Consider the following 19,361-nt stretch of genomic DNA (forward strand, 5'->3'; position numbering starts at 1 on the left):
CCCGGCCCGCCCACCGCGTCACCCCCCACCACCCGCTCGGTCTCCACCCACCCGCTCGCGAGAGGCGGTACTTCGTCGTGCCCACGATCGACCTGAACAGCACCGACGACGAACTGAACACAGTGGAGCGGCACCGGATCCTGGTGGAGTGGAACGAGACCGTCGCGCCGGCGTCCCCGCGCACCTGGCCGGAACTGTTCGAGGAACAGGTTCGGCGGGCCCCGGAGGCGGTGGCGCTGGTCTTCGAGGAGACCGAGCTGACGTACGCCGAACTGAACCTCCGGGCGAACCGGCTGGCCCACGCGCTGCTCGCCCGGGGCGTGGGACCGGAACGGGTGGTCGCGCTCTGCCTGCCCCGCTCGGTCGAGATGATCGTCGCCGAGGTGGCGGTGCTCAAGGCCGGCGGCGCCTACCTGCCGCTGGACCAGGACTATCCGGCCGAGCGGGTCAGCTACATGCTGGCCGACGCCGGGCCGATCTGCCTTGTGACCACCGCCGGGCTGGCCGCGACCCTGCCGCCGACGCCGAGCCTGCCCCGCGTGTTCCTGCCCGAACCGACGGCCGGCGGGGCGGCCCCGACACCCGAGGGTGACCCGACCGACGCGGACCCGAGCCGAGCCACCGATCCCGCCGACGCGGACCCGAGCCGGGACGGCGGACTGATCGACGGGCACCCGGAGTGGGCCGCCGATCCGACCGACGCCGACCGGGACGTTCCGCTGACGCCGGAGAACGCGGCGTACGTCATCTACACCTCCGGCTCGACCGGCCGCCCCAAGGGCGTCGTGCTCTCGCACACCGGGGTGACCCAACTGGTCGCCACCCAGCGCGCCCGGCTCGGCGTCGGCCCGGACAGCCGGGTGCTGCAGTTCGCCTCGCCCAGCTTCGACGTCGCGTTCTGGGACCTCTGCCTCGGCCTGCTCTCCGGGGGACGGCTGATCGTCGTACCGGCCGAGCGTCGGGTGCCCGGCCCGGCGTTGACCGACTACGCGCACCGGCACGGCGCGACCTTCATGATCCTGCCGCCCGCGCTGCTCGCCGCGCTGCCCCGGGAGTGCACGCTGCCGTCCGGCGCGACCCTGCTGGCCGGCACCGAACGGGTCTCCCCGGAACTGGTCGCCCGCTGGGCGGTCGACCGGCCGATGTTCAACGCGTACGGGCCGACCGAGGCGACGGTGAACTCGACGCTCGGCGAGTGTGACCCGCGGACCCCGCCCGGTGGTGTCGTGCCGATCGGTCGGCCCGATCCCGGCACCCGGTGTTACGTGCTCGACGCGGCGTTGCGCCCGGTGCCGGTCGGCCAGGCCGGTGAGCTGTACCTCGGTGGCCCGGGGCTGGCCCGGGGCTACCTCGGCCGGCCGGGACTGACCGCCGAACGGTTCGTCGCCGACCCGTACGGGCCGGCCGGCGGGCGGCTCTACCGCACCGGTGACCTGGTCCGCTGGCTGCCGGACGGGCGGCTGGAGTTCCTCGGCCGGGCCGATGACCAGGTGAAGATCCGTGGCTACCGGATCGAGCCGGGCGAGATCGAGTCGGTGCTCGCCCAGCATCCGGCGGTGGGTCAGGTGGCGGTGGTGGCCCGCCCGGGGCCGACCGGTGAGCAGCGGCTCGCCGCGTACGTCGTACCGGCGCTGGATCGGGGGCGGCAGCCCGGCCCGGCGGCGGGGCAACGTCCGGAGCGGGATGCCGAGGCACGCCCGGAGCGGGACGTCGACGCCGAGTCCGGCCGGGTGGCGGACTGGGAGAGGCTGCACGAACTGCTCTACGCCGCCGGGCGTAATGAGGAGTTCGGGGAGAACTTCACCGGTTGGCACAGCAGCTACGACGGGCTGCCGATCCCGCTCGCCGAGATGCGCGAGTGGCGGGACGCCACCGTGGACCGGATCCTGGCGCTGCGTCCGCGTCGGGTCCTGGAGATCGGGGTCGGCAGTGGGCTGTTGCTGGCCCGGGTGGCGCCCCGGGTCGAGGCGTACTGGGGCACCGACCTGTCCCGGGCGGCGGTCGAGGCGCTGCGCGAGCAGGTCGCGGCCCGGCCCGAGCTGGCCGGGCGGGTGGAACTGCGTACCCGGCCGGCCGACGTGCTCGACGGCCTGCCCACCGGCTTCTTCGACACCATCGTCGTCAACTCGGTCGTGCAGTACTTTCCCAGCGCCGACTACCTGGTCGAGGTACTGCGCGGGCTGACCGGGCTGCTCGTCCCGGGCGGGGCGCTGTTCGTCGGCGACGTCCGCAACCTGCGGTTGCACCGTTGCCTGCGGGCCGCCATCGAGGCCGGACGCCGCCCGTCGGACGAGGCCGGCCGGGCCGCCGCCCGGATCGCCGTCGAACAGGGGCTGCGCTGGGAGGGGGAGCTGCTGCTCGATCCCGACTTCTTCCCCGCGCTGGTCGGGGCGGTACCCGGGATCGACGCCGTCGACCTGCGCGTCAAGCGCGGCCGGGCACACAACGAGCTGACCCGCCACCGGTACGACGTGGTGCTGCGCACCGGATCGACCCACGGCGGCCCGACCTCCGAGGCGTCGTCGGCCACCCTCGCCGTCCGGGAGGTCACCTGGTCCGAGGTGGACGGCGGGCTGGCCGGGCTCGCGGAGCTGCTCGACCAGGGCGGCACCAGCACGGCGGCGGTCGACGGCCTGCGGGTCACCGGGGTGCCCAACGCCCGGCTGACCGCCGACCGGGCCGCGCTCCGCGCACTGGCCGAGCCGGGTCCGGTCGCCGGCCCCGCCCGACCGGCCGCGTCAGCCGGACCGGCCGCGTCAGCCGGACCGGCCGCGTCGAGCGCGTCAGCCGGATCGGCGGTGTCCGCTGGACCGGCGGCGTCGAGCGCTGCCGCCGGATCGGCTGTCGACCCGGAGGCGGTGCACGAGTTGGCCGCCCGGTACGGCCACGAACTGGTGGTGACCTGGTCGGGTGACGGCGCCGACGGCGAACTCGACCTGCTCTTCACCCGCGGCGGATCGGTGCCGCCGCCGGTGTACCGGCCCGGGCGTCCGGTGACCGCCGACCCGACCCGGTACGCCAACCGCCCGGCCCCGTTCCGGGACGTCGCCGCCCTGATGGCGGAGCTGCGCGGGTACGCCCGGGGCTGGCTGCCGGAGCACATGGTGCCGGCGGCGTTCGTGCCGCTGCACCAGCTCCCGGTCACGCCGAGCGGCAAGCTGGACCGGGCCGCGTTGCCGGCACCCGACTTCGCCGCCCTGACCAGCGGCACCCGTCCCCGGGACGCCCGGGAGGAACTGCTCTGCGCCCTCTACGCCGAGGTGCTCGGACTGCCCGAGGTCGGGGTGGACGACGACTTCTTCGCGTTGGGCGGGGACAGCATCGTCTCCATCCAACTGGTCATCCGGGCCCGGCAGGCGGGTCTGGTGCTCACCCCACGCCAGGTCTTCCAGCTGCGTACCGTCGCCGAACTGGCGCACGTCGCCACCTCGGCACCGGGACGGACCGGGGACGACCCCCGGGCCGGCGTCGGCGAACTGCCGTTCACCCCGATCCTGCACTGGCTGGACGAGTGCGGTGGCGAGATCGACGCGTTCAACCAGTGGCTGCTGGTCCGGGTCCCCGCCGAGCTGACCTCCGAGGGGCTCGGTGCCGCACTGCAGGCACTCGCCGACCGGCACGACGTACTCCGGTCCCGGCTGGTTCGGTCCACACCGGACGGTCCCGGTCGACTGGACGTGAGGCCGCCCGGCGACGTCCGGGCCACCGACTGGCTGCACCGGATCGAGGTCGGAGAACTGACCGGGGCGCCACTGCGGGCCCGGGCCGAGGCCGCCGCCCGGGAGGCCGGCCGGCGGCTGGCTCCGGAGACAGGGCTGATGGTCCAGGTGGTCTGGCTCGACGCCGGCCGGGACAAGCCCGGACACCTGGTCGTGCTGGTTCACCACGCGGTGGTCGACGGGGTCTCCTGGCGGATCCTGCTGCCCGACCTCGCCGCAGCCTGGGCCGACGTGTCCACCGGCCGTACGCCCCGACTGGCGCCCGTCGGCACGCCGCTGCGACGCTGGTCCGAGCTGCTGCACGCGGACGCCCGCTCGGCGCGGCGGCTGGCCGAACTGCCGCTCTGGACCCGGATGCTGCGCGGCCCCGACCCGGCCATGGCGGATCGTCCCCTCGACCCGGTCGGTGACCTGGCGAGCGTGCGTCGACTCACCCTGCGGCTGCCGGCCGGCCGGACCGCGCCGCTGCTCGGCACCGTGCCGGCGGCGTTCCACGCCGGGGTCAACGACGTGCTGCTCACCGCGCTCGCCCTGGCCCTGGCCGCATGGCGTCGGCGGCGGGGCGTGACCGGGCCGGTCCCCGCCCTGGTCGCGCTGGAGGGGCACGGCCGGGAGGAGCAGGTCGCCGACGGCGTGGACCTTTCCCGCACGCTCGGCTGGTTCACCAGCGTCTTCCCGGTGCGGCTGGAGACCGGTCCGATCGACCTGGACCAGGCACTGGCCGGCGGCCCGGACGCCGGCACCGCGCTGAAGCGGATCAAGGAACGGCTCCGCGAGATCCCCGACCACGGCCTCGGCTACGGCCTGCTGCGTCACCTCAACCCGGAGTCCGCGGCCGTGCTCGCCGGCCTGCCCACGCCGCAACTCAGCTTCAACTACCTCGGCCGGTTCGCCGTGCCGACCGACCCGGACACCAACTGGAGTCCGCTGCCCGGGGTGGGGCTGCTGGCCGGCGGCTTCGACGACGCGATGCCGGTGGCGCCGTACACCCTGGAGGTGAACGCGTTCACCGAGGACGGTCCGGACGGACCCGGGCTCGGGGTGACCTGGGCCTGGCCGGCGACACTGCTCGCCGAGGAGGACGTCCGGGACCTCGCGGAGGGTTGGTTCACCGCGCTGGAGGCCCTGGCCCGGCACACCGCCGCGCCGGGCGCCGGTGGACACACCCCGTCCGACTTCCCCCTGCTCCGACTCGACCAGGCCGAGGTCGACGAGCTGGCCGCCGCCGTACCGGGGCTGGTCGAGGTGCTGCCGCTGACCCCGTTGCAGGAGGGGCTCTACTTCCACGCGGTCGCCGACGGCACGGACGCCGAGGCGGGCCGGGACCCGTACCGGGTGCAGCAGGTGATCGAGCTGACCGGTCGGCTCGACGCGGCGGCGCTGCGTCGGGCACTGCGCGGCGTACTCGACCGGCACGCCCCGCTGCGCGCCGCGTTCCCGCAGCTCACCGACGGGCGACCGGTCCAGGTGCTCGCGGACCGGCTCGATCCGCCGTGGCGCGAGGTCGACCTGACCGGGTACGCCACCGACGAGCGGGACGCCGCGTTCGCGGCGCTGGCGGAGGCGGAGCGGGCCACCCCGTTCGACCTCGCCCGCCCACCGCTGCTGCGCTGCGTACTGGTCCGGTACGACCGCGACCGGCACACCCTGCTGCTCACCCACCACCACATCGTGACCGACGGCTGGTCGGCCGGGCTGACCCAGCGGGACCTGCTCGCCGGCTACGCCCCGGACGGGGAGCCGGACCGGCTGCCTCCGGTCACCCCCTACCGCCGGTACCTGGAGTGGCTGACCGGCCGGGACGACGCGGCGGCCCGGGAGACCTGGCGGGCCGCGCTGGCCGGCCTGGACGGCCCGACCCGGCTCGCCGCCGACCCGACGGTTCCCGGAGGACCTGCCGACGCCGGAGGAGCCACCGCCACCGCCGCCAGCGGTGAACCCGGCACGGGCGACGGGTCGTCGTCGACCGGGCGGGCCACGACGCCGACGCGCGTCGAGCAGGCCACGGTGGCGCTGCCGGGCGGTGTCGTGGCCGGACTGCGCGGCCGGGCCCGGGAGGCCGGCCTGACCCTCGGCAGCGTCGTCCACGCCGCCTGGGGACTGCTGCTCGGCCGGCACACCGGCCGACGGGACGTCGTCTTCGGCAGCACCGTCTCCGGCCGGCCGGCCGAGGTGGACGGTGTCGAGTCGATGGTCGGTCTCTTCATCAACACCCTGCCGGTCCGGCTGCGCTGGAACCCGGCCGAGCCGCTGGCCGGACTCGTCGCCCGGCTCCAGCAGGAGCAGGCCGACCTCCTCGACCACCAGCACCTGGGCCTGCCCGCGATCCAACGACTGGCCGGGGTCGGGGACCTCTTCGACACCCTGGTGGTGGTGGAGAACTATCCGCCGACCGGTGACCTGCGGGACCGGACCGGTCTCGTCGAGATCACCGGCATCGAGTTCCGGGAGGCCACCCACTATCCGGTGACCCTGCTGGTGTCGGCGGCCGACAACCTCACCCTGACCATCGAGTACGACCCGGCCCGGATCGATCCGGCGACCGTGCGCCGGCTCGGCGCCGGCCTGACGCGCATCCTCGACACGCTCGTCACCGATCCGACCCGGCCGGTCGGTCGGATCGACCTGCTGTCGGCGGAGGAGCGGGCCGCCGCACTGGCCCGGCTGACCGGGCCGGCCGCCCCGGTGCCCGTGCTGACCCTCGACGCGGTCGTCGCGGCCCAGGCCGCCGACACCCCGGACGCGGTGGCGCTGATCGACGGCGAGCGGGAACTGAGCTACGCCGAACTGGACCGGCGGGCGACCGCGCTCGCCGGGCGCCTCGTCGACCGGGGCATCCGACCGGGGGACATCGTCGCGGTCGCGGTGCCCCGGTCCGCACACCTGGTGGTCGGGATGCTCGCGGTGCTCCGGACCGGTGCGGCGTACCTGCCGGTCAACCTGGCGGACCCGCGCGGCCGACTCGCCGCCGGGCTCGCCGACTCCGGCGCCCGGGCGGTCGTGGCCACCATGGACACCCTCGACCGGGTGCCCGACCTGGCGGGCCTGACACACCTGCTGCTGGACGGCGACGCCGTGCCGGCCCCGGACGAGGACCATGCGGTGCCGCGCCAGCGACACACCCCGCCGGCGGCATCGACGGACCCGGAACTGCCGGCGTACCTGATCTACACCTCGGGCTCGACCGGCCGCCCGAAGGGCGTGCTGGTCAGCCACCGGGCGATCGTCAACCAGCTCACCTGGTCGCAACGCGAGTTCCGGCTCGGTACCGCCGACCGGATGCTGCAGCTCGCGCCCCCGCACTTCGACACCTCGGTGTGGGAGATCTTCTGGCCGTTGACCACGGGTGCCGCCGTGGTGCTGCCCGGGCCGGACGACCTCCGGGACCCGGCCCGGCTCGCCGGGCTGATCCGGCGGCACCGGGTCACCGTGGTCACCTTCGTACCGTCGATGGTGGAGGCGTTCCTGCTCGACGACGAGGTCGCCGCCGATCCCGGCTGGGCGGCCAGCCTGCGCTGGGTCTCCAGCGGAGGCGAGGCGCTCTCCCCGGAACTCGCCCGGCGGTGGCGGGCCCGGACCGGGACCGCGCTGGACAACTTCTACGGCCCGACCGAGACGGCGGTGCAGGTCACCTGGTGGGCGAACGACGGCGAACCCGAGCGGACCGTGCCGATCGGCCGGGCCGTCGCCAACACCCGGCTGTACGTGCTGGACGACTGCCTGCGCCCGGTGCCCGCCGGGGTACCCGGTGAGCTGTACGTCGCCGGGGCGCAGCTCGGCCACGGCTACCACGGGCGGCCGGCGACCACCGCCGAACGTTTTGTCGCCGACCCGTTCGGAGCGACCGGGGAGCGGATGTACCGCACCGGCGACCTGGTGCGCTGGCGGTCCGACGGCGTACTCGAGTACGTCGGTCGTACCGACCACCAGGTCAAGATCCGTGGTCACCGGATCGACCCGGGCGAGATCGAGGCGGTGCTGTCGGCACAGCCCGGGGTCGGCCGGGTGGTGGTGACCGTACCCGCCGAGGTCGGACGGTCCCGTCTGGTGGCGTACGTCGTACCCCTGCCCGGGGCCCGGCCGACGATCGCCGCGCTGCGGGAGGCGGCCCTGGCCGGGCTGCCCGCCGCGCTGGTACCGAGCGCGTTCGTGCTCCTCGACGCGTTGCCGCTGACCCCGAGCGGCAAGCTCGACCGGGCGGCGCTGCCGACGCCGGCCGCGCCGGCCGCGCCGGACGGGCCGGTGCTGCCGACGCCGGCCGCGCCCGGGCGGTCTGCGGTGTCGGGGCTGCCCGGCGGGCCGGTGGCCGCCGCGCCGGTACCGTCCAACGGAGCCGGGCTGCCCGGGTCGTCTCCGGACCCGGCGGTCGGGCCGCTGAATGACCCGGCGGTCGGGCCGCACATTGACCCGGCGGTCGGGCCGCACATTGACCCGGCGGTCGGGCCGCACATTGACCTGGCGGTCGGGCCGCACATTGACCTGGCGGTCGGGCCGCACATTGACCTGGCGGTCGGGCCGCACATTGACCTGGCGGTCGGGCAGCCTGCGGATTCGGCGGTCGGGCGGCTCGCCGCGATCTTCGCCGAGGTGCTGGGCCGGCCCGAGGTCGGCCCCGACGACGACTTCTTCGCGCTCGGCGGCGACAGCATCCTCAGCATCGCGGTGGCGAGTCGGGCCCGGCGGCAGGGACTGGAAATCCGTCCCGGTGACCTCTTCCGGCACCGTACGCCGGGTACCCTCGCCGCCGCGGCACGCCCGCAGGCCACGACGTCGCACCCCGACCAGCCGGCCACGACCAGCCGGCCGCACCCGGCGCGGACCGCACCGGCCGACGACACGACGCGGTCCGGAGCACCGGCCACCGGTACGGAGACGCCCGGGCAGACGGGTGACGGGATCGGTACCGTGCAGCCGTTGCCGATCGTGCACTGGCTGCGCGGGACCGGTCAGCCGATCGACCGGTTCACCCTGTCGGCACTGCTTGTCACCCCCGTCCTGCCGGACGCGGACACCCTGCTCACGGTGCTGCGGGCGGTACTGGACCGGCACGACGGCCTCCGCCTGCGGTTGCGCCGGATCGCCGGGGTGCTGTGGTCGCTGGAGATCCCGCCGTCCGGCGAGGTGTCCGCGACCGAGTTGCTGCGCCGGGTCGACGTGGCCGGCATGGACGACGTCGAGCTGCGGGCCACCATCGCCCGAGAGTCCGACGCGGCCACCGGACGGCTCGCGCCGGACGCCGGGAGGATGCTCCAGGCGGTCTGGTTCGACGCCGGAGCCCGGCCGGGACGGCTCCTGCTCACCACCCACCACCTGCTGGTCGACGGCGTCTCGTGGCGGATCCTGCTGGCGGACCTCGCCGAGGCGGCCCGGGCGGTCGCCGCCGGCCATCCACCGGTGCTCGCCCCGGTCGGCACCTCGCTGCGGCACTACGCCCAGCTGCTGACCGAGCAGGCACAGCGCCCGGAACGGCTGACCGAACTCGCGCACTGGGCCGAGACGCTGGCGCCCGGCGCCGAGTTGTGCGCCGACCCGGTCGACGCGGTGTCGAGCCGACCCGGCCGGCAGCACGTCGTACGCCTCGAGCCGGCCGGCACCACACCACTGCTCACCGCCGTACCGGCAGCGGCCGGTGCGGACGTCACCGAGGTACTGCTCGCCGCGCTGCGGCTGGCGGTGACCCGCTGGCGACGTGACCACGACGGTGACCTGCTGGTCGAACTGGAACGGCACGGTCGTGAGGAGATCACGGCCGACGTCGACCTGTCCCGTACCGTCGGCTGGTTCACCAGCGTGCAACCGGTCCGGCTGCCGGCCGGCACCGACCCGCTCGACGTGCTCCGGGGCGTACGGGAACGGTTGCGGGCCGTCCCGGACAACGGCCTCGGGTACGGGATGCTGCGTCATCTCAACGCCCAGACCGCGCCGATCCTCGCCGGGCTGTCGACGGCACAGGTGTTGTTCCACTACTACGGGCGTGTCCCGGCGGAGTCCGAACGGGAGTGGACGCCGGCACCGGAGTCGGCGGAGATCGCCACGCTCAACGGTGGCCTGGCCCTGTCACATCCGCTGCAGGTCGACGTGGTCTGTGCCGACACCGTCGACGGCCCGGTACTGACCGCGACCTGGACCTGGGCGGACGGGGTGCTCACCGAGGCCGACGTTGCCACGCTGAGCACCGGATGGGTCGCCGTGCTGGCTGAACTGACCGCCGCCACGGCGGCCGGCTCGACGGCGTCTCGGACGGCGGGGTCCGTGACGGCCGGTGCCGTGTCGACGGTCGACCGGGCGGAGCGGGCGAGGGTCGACCTCACCCCGGAGGAGGTCGACCAGGTCGCCCGGACCAGTGTGACCCCGGTGGCGGAGATCTGGCCGCTCTCGCCGCTGCAGGAGGGCCTTTTCTTCCACGCCAGTTACGACACCGATGCCCTCGACGTCTACACCGCGCAGGACGTGTTCGACCTGGACCATCGAGTCGACCTGGCGCGGCTGCGCCGGGCCGGCGCTGTGCTGCTGGCCCGCAACCCGAGCATGCGGGCGGGCTTCACCGGCGAGGGACTGTCCCGGCCGGTGCAGTTCATCGCGGCGGCGACCGAACTGCCGCTGACGGAGGTGGACCTCTCCGGGCTCGACCCCGAGACCGCGGGGGAGCGGGTGACCGCGCTGATGGCCGCCGACCGGCGACGTCGCTTCGACCTGACCCGGCCACCACTGTGCCGGCTGCTGCTGATCCGGCTCGGCGACGACCGGGACCGGCTGGTGATCAGCCACCACCTGGTGCTCTGGGACGGCTGGTCCGAGCAGCTCTTCGTGGAGCAGCTGTTCACCCTCTACGAGCGCGACGGTGACGAGAGCGTGCTGCCACCGGCCGGTTCGTACCGGGACCACCTCGACTGGCTCGCCGCCCAGCCGTCCGGGCCGGCCGTCCGGGCCTGGCGGGACGCGCTCGCCGGGCTGGTCGAACCGTCCCTGGTCGCGCCGGAGGCGACCCTGGCCCCGGTGGTCCCGGAACGCTGCCGGACCGAGCTGCCGGCACCGCTGGGCGAGCGGTTGCGGACGGCGGTACGCCGGCACGGCCTCACCCTGAATACGGTGCTCACCGCGACCTGGGGACTGGTGCTGGGCGGCTTCCTCGGCCGGACCGACGTGGCCTTCGGGATGACCGTCTCCGGGCGGAACCCCGAGATCCCGCACGTCGAGCAGATCATCGGGCTGTTCCTCAACACCGTGCCGGTACGGGTCGCCGTCGACCCGTACGAGTCAGTGACCGACCTGCTGCGGCGCCTGCAGGAGCAGCGGGCCGAACTGATGCCGTACGACCATCTCGGCCTCGGTGAGGTCCAGCGGGCCGCCGGACACGCCCGGCTCTTCGACACCCTCTACGTACTGCAGAACTTCGTCGACGAGGAGGAGTCCGCCTGGCTGCGCGAGCGGCACGGCATCGTCGCGGTGGCCGGAGTGGACGCCACCCACTACCCGCTGACCCTGGTGGTCACCCCGGCGCAGCGGATCCGGGTCGCACTCGACCATCGGCCGGACGTTGTTCCCGGCCCGGTGGCCCGGACGCTGCTCGACCGGTTCGTCGCCGTACTGGACCGGATCGTCGGCGCGCTCGACGGTGCCGGTGGCGCCCCGTCCGACCTGGCTGGTGAATCCTTCTCCGCCCTCGGTGGGGCCGGTGGACCCGCGCTGCCGGTCGGCCGGGTCGACCTGCTCAGCGAGCCGGAACGCGCCGAACTGGCGGCGGAGTGGGCGGCGACCCGGCGTCCGGTGGGCACCGGGTCCGTCGCGGATCTGCTGGCCGGGCAGGCGGCCCGGACCCCGGACGCGGTGGCGCTGGTCTTCGCCGGCGCTGGCGGTCGTGCCGGCGCAGCGGCGGAAACCGGGACGCTCACCTACGCCGAACTCGACGCCCGGGTCAACCGGTTGGCCCGGCTGCTGATCTCCCGGGGCGCCGGACCGGAGCAGGTGGTGGCACTGGCGCTGCCGCGCTCGATAGACATGGTGGTGGCGCTCTTCGCCGTGCTGCGCACCGGTGCCGCCTACCTGCCGTTGGAGCTGGACCATCCGGCCGAGCGGCTGGCGTTCGTACTGGCCGACACCGAGCCGATGGCTCTGCTCTCGGTCACCTCCGTGCTGCCCGACCTGCCGGAGAACCTGCCGTCGACGGTACTGCCGCTCGACGGGCCGGCGGTCTCCGCCGAGTTGGCGGGTCTGTCCGGTGACGCTCTCGGCGACGCCGAACTGCCGGCCGGGTTCGCCCGGACCGACCCGGACCGGCTGTCCCACCCCGCGTACCTGATCTACACGTCGGGTTCGACCGGCCGTCCGAAGGGTGTGGTGACGCCGTACCGGGGGTTGACGAACATGCAGCTCAACCACCGGGAGGCCATCTTCGGCCCGACCGTGGCGGCCGCCGGTGGCCGGCGGCTGCGGATCGCCCACACCGTCTCGTTCGCCTTCGACATGTCCTGGGAGGAACTGCTCTGGCTGGTCGAGGGGCACGAGGTGCACGTCTGCGACGAGGAGCTGCGCCGCGACGCCCGGGCCCTCGTCGGCTACTGCGACCGGCACCGGATCGACGTTGTCAACGTCACCCCGAGCTATGCCCAACTGCTCCTCGAGGAGGGCCTGCTCGATCAGGACGAGCCGAGCGACACGGCCGGCGACGGCGGTGACGCTACCGGCGGTGACGCGGCCGACGGGGTCGGTTCCGGCCGCGACGGGGCCGGCGAGGTCGGCGAGGTCGGCGGCCACGACCGGGCCGGGGTGCGACGACACCGACCGGTGCTGGTCCTGCTCGGCGGCGAGGCGGTCTCCGAGACGGTCTGGGACCGGCTGCGGGAGACCGACGGCACCGCCGGCTACAACCTGTACGGGCCGACCGAGTACACCATCAACACACTCGGCGGCGGTACCGCCGACAGCGCCACCCCGACGGTCGGCCGGGCGATCTGGAACACCCGGGCCTACGTGCTCGACCCGCACCTGCGGCCGACCCCGCCCGGCGCCCCCGGCGAGCTCTACATCGGCGGCATCGGACTGGCCCGGGGCTACCACCGTAGGCCGGCGCTGACCGCACAGCGCTTCGTCGCCGACCCTTACGGCGGGCCGGGCGAGCGGATGTACCGCACCGGGGACCTGGTGCGCCGCCGCCCCGACGGGTTGCTGGACTTCCTCGGCCGTACCGACGACCAGGTGAAGATTCGGGGTTACCGGATCGAACTTGGTGAGATCGAGGCGGCACTGCTCGGGCATCCGCTGGTCGCGCACGCCGCCGTGCTGCTGGACCCCACGGCGGCCGCCGGGGTACGCCGGCTCGCCGGTTACGTCGTCCGGGCCTCCGGATGGCGGGACTCCGACGAACAGGTGCTGGCCGAACTGCGGACGTACCTGCGGCGGCGGCTGCCCGACTACATGGTGCCGGCGGTGCTGGTCCCGATCGACCAGCTGCCGTTGACCGTCAACGGCAAGCTCGACGTCGCGGCGCTGCCCGCCCCGACGGTCCGGGCCGGCGTCGCCACCCGCCCGCCCCGCTCGGCGCGGGAGGAGGCGCTCTGCGAGATCTTCGCCGACCTGCTCGGCGTACCCGGGGTCGGCGCCGACGACAACTTCTTCGATCTCGGCGGACACTCGCTGCTGGCGATCCGGCTGGTCAGCCGGGCCCGGACGGCGCTCGGGGCCGAGTTGGCGATCCGTGACCTCTTCGAGGCGCCGACCGTCGCCGAACTGGCCGTCAGGATCGGCGGGAAAGCGGACCCGGCGGACCCGGACCGGGGGACGGATCCGGCGGACCCGGACCGGGCGTTGGTGCCGGTCACCCGCCCCGCCGAGCTGCCACTTTCCTTCGCCCAGCAGCGGCTCTGGATGATCCAGCGGATGGCCCCGGCGTCGGCGGCGTACCACTTCCCGATCGTCCTGCGGCTGCGCGGCCCACTCGACGTGGCCGCGCTGCGGGCCGCCCTGGCTGACCTGACCGGCCGGCACGAGACACTGCGGACGGTCTTCGAGGAGCGGAACGGTCGACCCGGCCAGCGGGTCCTCCCGCCCGCCGAGGCTCGACCGGAGCTGGTGACCGTCACCGCCGCGCCGGACGAGGTCGCCGGGATCGTCCGGACCGCCGTACGACGCCCGTTCGACCTCGCCACCGAGCCGCCGTTGCGGGCGACCCTGGTCGCGGTCGACGGTGCCTCGGAGGTGGCAGAGCACGTACTCGTCCTGCTGCTGCACCACGTCGCCACCGACGAGTGGTCGGACCGGCCCTTCCTGCGGGACCTCTCCACGGCGTACGCGGCCCGGCGCGCCGGACAGGCCCCCGACTGGCCACCCCTGCCCGTCCAGTACGTCGACTACACGCTCTGGCAGCGGCGGCTGCTCGGCGATCCGGCGGATCCGGACAGTCTGGCCGCCCGGCAACTGGACTACTGGCGTGGCGCCCTGGCCGGGGTGCCGGAGGAACTCGACCTGCCCACCGACCGGGCCCGGTCCGGTCGGCCCGACCCGACCGCCGCCGAACTCACCGTGACCCTGCCCGACGAGGTCGGCTCGGGACTCCGCCGGCTCGCCCGGGACACCGGGACCAGCCTGTTCATGGTGGTGCACGCGCTGGTGGCGACCCTGCTGCACCGGCTCGGCGCGGGCACCGACATCCCACTCGGGGCACCGATCGCCGGGCGTACCGACACGGCGTTGGACGAGCTGGTCGGCTTCTTCGTCAACACGCTCGTCCTGCGTACCGACCTCTCCGGTGATCCGACCTTCGTCGAGCTGCTGGCCCGGGTCCGGGAAACCGACCTGGCCGCGTTCTCGCACCAGGACGTCCCGTTCGAGGCGGTGGTGGAGGCGGTCAACCCGACCCGGTCGCTGTCCCGCAACCCGCTGTTCCAGGTGATGGTGGTGCACCGGCCGCCGGGTGCCGACTGGCCCGGCCTGGTCGGGCTGACCGCCACCGACGAGCCGGTCGACCCGCCGGCAGCCAAGTTCGACCTGGTCTTCGACGTCGCCGAGGAGGACCGCGCGGAGACGTTAGGAGGGGGCCCTTCCTATACCGAAAGCGATAACAGGGGGCCCTTCCTCACCTGCCGGCTGAAGTATCGGACGGACCTGTTCGACGCCGGCACGGTCGAGCGGCTCGGCGCGCGGCTGGCGCGGTTGGCCGCGACCGTCGCCACCGACCCGACCGTGCCGCTGAGCCGGATCGACGTCCTGGTGCCGGGCGAGCGGGACCGGGTGCTGCACGACTTCACCGCGACCGACCGGGAGGTGCCGGAGGAGACCCTGCCGGCCCTGTTCGCCGGTCAGGTGCACCGGGCCCCGGACGCGGTCGCCGTAGTGGACCGGGAGCGCGTGCTCTCGTACGCCGGGTTGGATGCCGAGGCGGACCGGATCGCGCGGCTGCTGGCCACGTACGGCGTGGGGCCCGAGTCGGTGGTCGGGGTGGCGGTGCCACGCTCGGCCGAGACCGTGGCCGTGGTGCTCGGGGTGCTCCGGCTCGGCGCGGCCTTCCTGCCGCTGGAGCTGGCCCACCCGGCCGACCGACTCTCCTTCATGATCACCGATGCCGGTGTCGGGGCGGTGCTGACCACCCGGGCGGCGGCCGGCCGGCTGCCGGAGATCCCCGGGGTACGTCGACTGCTGCTCGACGACCCGGCCGGCTCCGATTCCGCGCCCGCCGAGGTACCGGAACGGGCGGTGCCACCGACCGGCCTGGACCACGCGGCGTACGTCATCTACACCTCGGGCTCCACCGGTCGGCCCAAGGGGGTCGTGGTGCCGCACGAGGGGATCTCCAGCCTGGTCGCCACCGCGGTCGACCGGCTCGGCGTGTCCGCCGACTCCCGGGTGCTGCAGTTCGCCTCGACCGGCTTCGACGTCTTCGTCTTCGAGCTGGCCATGGCGTTGTGTGTCGGGGGTCGGCTGGTGATCGCGCCGGACGACACCCGGGCACCCGGCCGGCCCCTGGCCGACCTGCTGGAGCGGGAACGGGTGAGCCACGCGATCCTGCCACCGTCGCTGGTCGCGGCACTGCCGGCGGACTGCCCGCTGCCGGACGGGCTGACCGTGCTGGTCGGTACCGAGACCGTGCCGCCGGACCTGATCGGCCGGTGGGCCGACCGGCTGCGGCTGTACGCCGCCTACGGCCTCACCGAGGCGACCGTGAACTCCACACTCTGGCGGGCCGAGCCCGACTGGACCGGCCCGGTGCCGATCGGCCGCCCGGACCCGAACACCCGGGCGTACGTCCTCGACGAGCGGCTCCGACCGGTGCCGCCCGGCGTGGTGGGGGAGTTGTACGTCGCCGGGCGTGGCCTGGCCCGCGGCTACCTCGGTCGTCCCGGGCTGACCGCGCAGCGCTTCGTCGCCGACCCGTACGGCGTACCGGGCGGCCGGATGTACCGCACCGGCGACCGGGCCCGCTGGCGGGCCGACGGGGTGCTGGACTTCCTCGGCCGGGTCGACGACCAGGTGAAGATCCGTGGTTTCCGGATCGAGCTGGGCGAGGTCGAGGCGGTCCTGGCCGGATATCCCGGAGTACGGCAGGCGGCGGTGACCGTGGACCGTGCCGGGGACCTGACCCGGCTCGTCGGGTACGTCGTACCGGCCGACGCCGCCGTGGACCCGGACGAGGTCCGCGAACACGCCGCCGGCCTGCTGCCGGACTACATGGTGCCGACCCTGGTGGTGGCGCTCGCCGGCCCGCTGCCGCTGACCCCGAACGGCAAACTGGACCGGCGGGCGCTGCCGGCGCCGGACTGGACGGTGCTGACCGGCGACGACCGGCCGGTCACCGCGGTCGAACGGACCCTCGCCGTCCTCGTCGCGGAGATCCTCCGGCTGCCCTCGGTCGGGGTGTCCGACAACTTCTTCGTCCTCGGTGGACACTCGATGGCCGTGATGCGGCTGCTCGGCCGGATCCGGGCCGCGCTCGGCGTCGACCTGGCGGTCCGGGACGTCTTCGACTCGCCGACCGTGGCCGGACTGGCCGAACGGGTCGGCGCGGCGGTGGCCCAGCGTCCACCGTTGCGTCCGGCCGGGCCGGGTCTGCCTCCGCTCGCCGCACCGGTGCAGCGGATCTGGTGGGACCGTCACCGGGCGGCGGTGCCAGGGGATCACTGGGATCTCGCCCTGCTGGTCCGGCCCGCCGGCCCGGCCCGGCTGGACGTACCGGCGCTGGAGGCGGCACTGCGGGACGTGGTGGACCGGCACCCGCCGTTGGCCACGGTGTTCGCGGTCGGTGACGGCGGGGAGCCGGTGCCGGTGCCGGTCGGTGACCGGCCGGTCCTGGAGCGGCTGCCGGAGACCGGCGAACCCCTCGACGCCCGGGTCGCCGAGCTGGTCCGCGAGACCGTCGACCTGACCGAGCAGCCGCCGCTCCGGGCCCGGTTGCTGGTCGGTGACGGGACGGAGGCGGTCCTGCTGACCCTGTACTATCTGGGCGTCGACGAGTGGTCGGTGGTTCCGCTGGTCCGAGACCTCGACACCGCGTACGCGACCCGCCGGGCCGGGCAGGCCCCGGGGTGGTCGCCACTGCCGGTCGGCTACCCGGACTACGCCCACTGGTCACGGGAGCTGCTCGGCGACCCGGCCGACCCCACCAGCCGGTACGCCCGCCAGCTGGACTACTGGCGTGGGCGGCTGGCGGGCGTACCGGAACGGTTGACGCTGCCCACGGACCGGGCGCGGCCGGCGGTGCCCGGCCGGCGCGGTGACCGGGTCGAGTTCGTGCTCGACGATCGGACGCACCGGGCCGTCGACGACCTGGCCCGACAGACCGGTACCAGCATGTTCATGGTCTTCCAGGCGACGCTCGCCACCCTGCTGCACCGGCTCGGCGCGGGCCCGGACGTCCCGATCGGCACGCTGGTGGCGGGCCGGACCGAGGAGGCGTTGGGGGATCTGGTCGGTTGCTTCGTCAATCCGCTGGTGTTGCGGACCGACATCGGCGGTGATCCGAGCTTCGCCGGCCTGCTGGCCCGGATCCGGGCCGGTGACCTGGCCGCGTTCGACCACCAGGAGGTGCCGTTCAACGCGGTACGCGACTCGTCGCCGATCGGCGACGGCCTGCCGCAGGTGCTCCTGGTGCACCACGAGGAGGCCCGACTGACCGGGGTGGACGGCTCGGACGAGCTCGCTGGGCTGCGAGCAGAGCCGGTGCCGACCGGAGCGGTCCGGGCCGAGCTGACCGTCAGCTTCTACGAGCCGCTCGCCGACGGCCCGGTGCACGTCGACCTGGAGTACGCGCTCGACGTGTTCGGACCGGCGACCGCCCGCCGGCTCGCCGACGAGTTCCTCGCCCTGCTCACGGCGGCACTCGCCGCCCCCGACCTGCCGATCTCGGCACTTCCACCGACCGGCTCGTCTCGACCGACCGGCTCGTCTCGTCCGTCCGATGTGCCGCACCCGACGAACGCGCTCTGCCCGACCGAGGACTGTGAAGGAGCCTGACATGACCACCAACCCGTTCGAGGACCCCGACGGCCGCTACCTGGTGTTGGTCAATGACGAGGGGCAGCACTCGCTGTGGCCGTCCTTCGTGGAGGTGCCGGCCGGCTGGACGATCGCCTTCGGCGCGGACGAGCCGCAGCCCCGGGACGCCTGCCTGGCCTACGTCGAAACCAACTGGACCGACCTGCGCCCTCGTGGGCTGCGCGAGCGGATGGCGGGCACCGGCCAGGGATGACCGTGCGGCGGTGACCGGTCGCCCGGTCACCGCCCGCCCCTCCGGACCACCGGCTCCGGGCCCTGACTGCGGCCCGTACCCGGTGATCCGCGGGGCGACCGGTCAGCTGACGTCGTAGACCGTGACGTGCACGTCCCGGGCACACAGGGCGTCGACGATGAGCGGCTCGATCCGCTCCCACCGGCCGCCGGCCAGCCCACAGCCGATCCGGGGCAGGTGGACCGAGGCGTTCAGCCGTTGTGCGTGCCCGGCCAGGGTGTCCAGGCAGCGCGCGACCGCGTCGTACCGGATCGGCGGGCCGGCCGAGCCGTGCCTCATGCCGCGCTGCCCGACCATGTTCGCCACCCAGATGTCCGCGCGGACCTGGACGAGGCGGACGGCGCCGAGGCCGAAGTCGTTGCCGGCGCGTTGCCGGTGCCACTGACGGTAGTCGCGTTCCGGCTCGGGCCACCGACGGGACAGCGCGAGCACGAAACCCTTTCCCCAGCCGCCGAGGTCGTTGCAGATGTGGCCGATGACCTTCGGGCCCTTGGCCTGCGGGTCGGTCGCGTCCCCCTTGACGATGCGCAGCGGTGTCACCGCTGGAGCATGCCATCCGGGTACGACGCCCGAACCCGCTCTTCATCCTCCACATCAGACACCTGTCGGGCGGGCGCCGACGTTGTGGCCGGACCACCGACACCCGTGGTGGCGCAACGATCGGCGGCGGGTGCCGGCCGTGCGCTGACCGGCCACCGGTGCCGCGGGTGTGAGGAAGGGGCCCTTCCTATCGTTTTTTGTATAGAGCCTGTTTCTGAACCTGGTTGTCGGTGAGGTGGTAGGAGGCTGGTTGGTTCCGGCGTGGCGGCTGGGTATGGTCGCGGGCTCTTGATAGGCAAACGGTTCCTACACCCAAGCCAGTCAAGAGCCCGCGATGTCATTGAACCCTGTCCCGGATGTTGCCGGAAGCCCGCCCGGCGGCGTGT

At 74.2% G+C, this 19,361-nt stretch carries 3 protein-coding genes; 2 read left to right on the forward strand and 1 reads right to left on the reverse strand.

What is annotated here, in order from left to right; translation table 11 throughout:
- The first annotated feature begins 77 nt into the window (after positions 1–77).
- Together V1633_RS28920 and V1633_RS28925 are read left to right on the forward strand one after the other, a co-directional pair.
- Positions 78–18,161: an amino acid adenylation domain-containing protein gene (locus tag V1633_RS28920; RefSeq protein WP_331217449.1), complete on the forward strand. Its 18,084-nt coding sequence runs from the start codon at positions 78–80 to the stop codon at positions 18,159–18,161.
- Position 18,162: 1 nt separating this feature from the next.
- Complete coding sequence (locus V1633_RS28925) at positions 18,163–18,396, forward strand: MbtH family protein (RefSeq protein ID WP_331217450.1); 234 nt, start codon at positions 18,163–18,165, stop codon at positions 18,394–18,396.
- A gap of 102 nt (positions 18,397–18,498) precedes the next feature.
- Here V1633_RS28925 and V1633_RS28930 read toward each other — a convergent pair whose 3' ends face one another.
- A complete protein-coding gene (locus V1633_RS28930; RefSeq protein WP_331217451.1) occupies positions 18,499–18,975 on the reverse strand; it encodes a macro domain-containing protein in 477 nt (158 codons plus the stop codon).
- Between the last annotated feature and the right edge of the window lie 386 nt (positions 18,976–19,361).

The sequence above is a fragment of the Plantactinospora sonchi genome (assembly GCF_036422035.1).
GTDB classification, from domain to species: domain Bacteria; phylum Actinomycetota; class Actinomycetes; order Mycobacteriales; family Micromonosporaceae; genus Plantactinospora; species Plantactinospora sonchi.

Coding starts and splice junctions, on each gene's coding strand:
- V1633_RS28925 (WP_331217450.1), top strand. CDS start 18,163: ATGACCACCAACCCGTTCGAGGACCCCGACGGCCGCTACCTGGTGTTG.